At 33.7% G+C, this 4,432-nt stretch carries 1 protein-coding gene and 6 pseudogenes; 3 read left to right on the top strand and 4 right to left on the bottom strand.

Annotation, left to right across the window (positions count from 1 at the left end; translation table 11 throughout):
- Positions 1-134 precede the first annotated feature (134 nt).
- Positions 135-1,451, bottom strand: a pseudogene (locus AC1DJR_RS24665) (alpha/beta hydrolase); the annotation flags it as partial.
- A gap of 1,025 nt (positions 1,452-2,476) precedes the next feature.
- On the opposite strand from AC1DJR_RS24665, the pseudogene AC1DJR_RS24660 reads away from it, so the two are divergent.
- Positions 2,477-2,663: pseudogene (locus AC1DJR_RS24660) on the top strand (hypothetical protein).
- 108 nt (positions 2,664-2,771) lie between these two features.
- Here AC1DJR_RS24660 and AC1DJR_RS24655 read toward each other — a convergent pair.
- The 3 pseudogenes from AC1DJR_RS24655 to AC1DJR_RS24645 all read right to left on the bottom strand — a co-directional run.
- Positions 2,772-2,882, bottom strand: a pseudogene (locus AC1DJR_RS24655) (rod shape-determining protein MreC); the annotation flags it as partial.
- Between the two features lie 16 nt (positions 2,883-2,898).
- Positions 2,899-3,039, bottom strand: a pseudogene (locus AC1DJR_RS24650) (helix-turn-helix domain-containing protein); the annotation flags it as partial.
- A gap of 146 nt (positions 3,040-3,185) precedes the next feature.
- A pseudogene (locus tag AC1DJR_RS24645) lies at positions 3,186-3,425 on the bottom strand (hypothetical protein); the annotation flags it as partial.
- Between AC1DJR_RS24645 and AC1DJR_RS24640 the strand changes: the two are divergent.
- Both AC1DJR_RS24640 and AC1DJR_RS24635 read left to right on the top strand, forming a co-directional pair.
- A pseudogene (locus tag AC1DJR_RS24640) lies at positions 3,423-3,593 on the top strand (MarR family winged helix-turn-helix transcriptional regulator); the annotation flags it as partial. The pseudogenes AC1DJR_RS24645 and AC1DJR_RS24640 overlap by 3 nt on opposite strands.
- Positions 3,594-4,096: 503 nt before the next feature.
- The coding region (locus AC1DJR_RS24635; protein WP_477003727.1) for a DUF6609 family protein at positions 4,097-4,432 on the top strand (336 nt) is incomplete at its 3' end.

Below are 4,432 nucleotides of genomic sequence, written 5' to 3'. Positions count from 1 at the left end.
TGTCTGTAATGTCAAACTGGTACACATAAAGAACACCCCTTTATTTAGTTTATTTGAACAAAAACCATTTAATTTCTATCCTTAAGTTAATAGGCATGTATCGTGACCTTTATTAAAAAATATGGTTGCTAATTTTATTTCGATCTTCCTTGCACCCAAGCAGCAATATCATTTATAACATACTCAGGGATATTAGCAGGACTATAATATTCATCCGGTTTACTTAACTCCCCATCTCCTTCTGTAAAGAAGTGATTTAACTTTGGATATAGTCGATAATCAACGTTATCTCGCTCTTTTAATTGTTCTTTCCAAAGAGGAATTTCGATTTTTGATTGAACTTGATAGTCTCTTTCTCCTTGAATAATAAGAAGCGGTGTCTTTTGTTCTTTTGACATTTCTGCTGCTTTAATTTTACGAATAGAATCCCAAAATACTGCTGATCCTAAATAAAAATCTTTTGGAGGATTCTGACTAGAGAAATTGGGATCATTTAATAATTCAAATTGCGATTTGTAAAATTTATATTCATCCGATTTCATTGCTCCAATAGAAAAAAGATACTCGAATTGATCTAAAACAACATCTTGGATTGTACGGGCTGGTCCTCCCATCACAATTGCTCCAGCTATATTTTGATTTTGGTCTTTTTCAATCATTTTCGGAAGCATCAGTCCACCTTGACTATGACCAAGAATATAAATTTGATTCTTATTTATCATAGGTTCATTTTGAAGAAAATGATTCACAAGAAGAGCATCATCTGTTGTCTCTTTATCAACTGTATAAAAAGGACTGTATTGTGTTTTCAATCCATGTTCATAAGTTCGTTTATTATAGCGAAGGACAGCAATGCCTTTCGAGGCAAGACCTTCAGCTAAATCGCGAAATGGTTTTAAAGCAAACGCTGTTTCATCCTGATCGGTTGCTCCAGATCCTTGCACAAGAATAACCGCTGGGAAAGGACCCTTACCTTTTGGAACAGACAATGTTCCTGGTAATGGAAATGCACCACTTCCAACTACTACTTCTTTATCAACAAATGATTCAGGCTTACTATATGATGGACGCTCTGCAACAGGACTAAACGACATGCTGAGTTGAAAATCGTCTATTTTTCCAGATGGATCTAGTTTAATTAGTAAAGGTACAGTAAATTGTTCAAAAACTAATTTAACTTCTACATTCGCATGCACGGAATTTGTCTCTTTTTGTATTACCTCTCCAATTCCTAGAAAAGAACCTGCTTGTAATTGCAATGGGAGTCCCTCCCAATAGCCCTTCAGCCATTCTTCCGATATTATTTTCTGTAATGACCTTGAGGTTAAATCAAATGCAGATTTATAATCTTCACTATTCATATGGCGAATAAATGAAAGAGTAGTAGATATAATAGGATTTTCATCATCAATATTGTCTACTTTTTTTATATTTGTGTTTGTTTCCTTTAACTAATTCCCCGAAAGAATTCTCCTTCCTCAAGCGTGTGAAGGGCGTAGCCCAACGGTAGGTGGGAGATGCATTTCGGTTTGGCATAGCCAAAAACTTTTGATTGATAAACTAGCTATATGAAGTTCTTTGATAACTTGATATATGAGGTTGCAGGAAGAAAATAGAGTGCGAAAACCAAGCCATTCGGTTCCTGCGTAAAATATCAACCGTACCAAAAGAGCGTCCAAGCGTTGGACATCTAGGGGTGGAATGCCCCGAAGTAACGCTCAGGGAGACGAAAGGGTACTTTCGTCGTGGAACTGAGAAGCTCCCACTTCAAGCTTTGCTAAGTGGCGAGTAGTTCACGGGCTACTTTAAAATCTTAAGTTGATGGATGTTTGAACGTCCCCCTAATAATATTCTTGCTTTTAAATCATTATTACTGTATTATATTTACGTAGTAATATAAGGATTATGGTATATAAAAAGGAATCAAATCTATAAGTAAGATTTAAATCCTTTTCCAAGGCAAAAAGATTTTGCTAAAATCTAATATAATTTATGCTTGTCTTTTTAATATGTATCTAGTAAAAACATATTTTTTATCAATAGAATTCTGTTTTCAATATAAATGGAAACTTTAAATAGAAGTTTATTAACTCTCAATGATAGGAGTTAGTGTTCTAGAATATAGAGAAACAAGGCACGATACAAAGTAATCTGACAAACCTAAGAAGTATTGTATATTGTTTGCCCATCTCCAGGTACTACAATAAAAGAGCCTTACCTCTCTAGGCAAGACTCTACTAGTTTAGTTGTATAATATTTACATGATAACTAAGAAACAGAAAACATATAACACCAAATAGCAGCACCCTATTACTCCTCCTACAGCTAATACCTGTTTAACCCAACTCTTAAATTTTTGATTCCTGTAAATCGCCTGCACTCTTTCCATATTTCCTCCTATTAAGGAGAACCCTTAAGACTCTCACCTCGCTATRRTACCATTAAAAAATGAATAATAGAGATCTAATGTATAAATATGCAATATTGCATACAAAAATTCATTGTTATAATTGTAAGCGCTTACTATAATAAGATTATAAAGATTTATCACATCTTAATACGAAAAAAGAGGAGAGAATAATATGGAAATCGCAATGGCAGTTTTAAAATTTATAGGTGGAGCAATCCCATTAATTCAAGAACTTCTAAAAGCATTTATGTAATTTCATTATTTAGCAATTCTTTATAAATATTATCATACAAATGATCTGTATATCAAAGATAAATTGATTTACAGATCATTTGCGTGAGCAAGGTCCCTTTAACATTATTGAGGGGATTTTTTCAATTTTAAAAACTTTCTTCGTCTCATCGTACCCTGTAACAAACCCTAGAATAGATTGATCAGTTTGCAATGTTACTGCCAAACGATTCATTCTTTCACCTTTAGACTTCTGGGTGCACCCCTTTTCGATTCCAACCATGCCTTTTTCTCCAAGACTTAACAGTATTAATACTAACCTCGTATTTCTCAGCCAGTTCCTTGTACTTCATACCTTGCATGTAATCTTCTTGAGCTAACTCGTGTTTTTGCTTCACTTCATATCACCTACCACCTTCTATACAACTAGGAAGAAATTCGTTCATTTTCCCTTCGAATAACTTTTTTACAAAGAAAAAAGACCTTGTAAACTACAAAGTCTTTTTTCTTATATATAAATTTACAACTTTCATATTAGTATTAGTTAAATCCCTCCACCAGGTTCTGTGTTAGCGGGTGCTCCTGTATTTCCATGTGTAGACCATGTATCTCCCTTATTGTAAGAAGGTGCCCCTCCTGTATGCCCATCCGATTCTATCTTCGGTGCAGGGAAATATCCATGAGTATAAGTTGGCGCTCCTCCATGATCCCCATCAGCTTCTAACTTCGGTGCAGGAGTATCTCCTACATTAAAAGAAGGTATTGGATAGTCTCCGTATCCATAAAATTAAAAGTAACACCCAAAGGACAAGAGGCATCGAAAAAATCCATTGAAAACTCTACTTCCTACAAAGCGATGTCCCTGGCATTACAGCAGCTTCAAGAAGATGATGTTCAAACATTATTGCGTATTCATAAAAGTTTATTAACCTCTATAAAGCAATTTCGTTAATTGATGTAAAACATTAATAAAACAAATTCTAATTCTTATTTTTCAAAGAACTGAGCAGTTAGATTTCACTAGCTGTTCTTTTATTTTAAATAGCGTTTTTGTTGATTTTTCGTTGACATTTTGTTGATTTTTTCTTCACATTTAAATGAAACCAACATACGATATTGTATGTAGTCTCTCCGCTCATAGAGATCTACCTTTCTTATCGAAGAGCATGCTTATATGTGTGCTCTTTTTACTTACAATTAAATAACTATTTTGTTAAGTTTTATTAATTCCTACATTCTCTTAATAAGTTCTGTATAATAACCTTTCCAAAATCATTGTGTTCCTCTATCAAAAATACTGTTTTTCTCTGCAGTACTACTTTTCTAAAGTATCCGACAAAATTTGACAAACACAGTCAGCTATATTTGTTATGATGTTCTAGGTATTTCGCTTGACTACATAGAGGTTCTGAAAAAAAACATATTTAATGACTGTTCGAAGAAGGAGAATACAACATGGAAACACACACCTACAAATACCCTAGACAAAAGATTAATGGGATTTGGCTAATAATTGCCGGTATAGCAATGTTTTTACTTTTAATAAAATATAACGGCTATCCAAATGTTTGGCCTTTTATCATCGTTTACATATCGGGCATGATTTGGCAATTAAACTCTAAAACTAGGAAAAAGTTAGCAGTTGGTCCTGGAACACCAGAACAAAAAAAGTGGTCTAATTCTTCAATCATTCTATTGGCCATTTTAGTTTTTCTTATTTTCCATTTCTTTTCCGATGACTATAGAATTTGCTGGTTATTAATTCTTTTAGCTGTAGGTGTTCATTTTTTA

The organism is Bacillus sp. 05T31, assembly GCF_056396725.1.
Note: the sequence above shows the minus strand (reverse complement) of the source record. Positions and strands in the feature narration are given on the sequence as shown.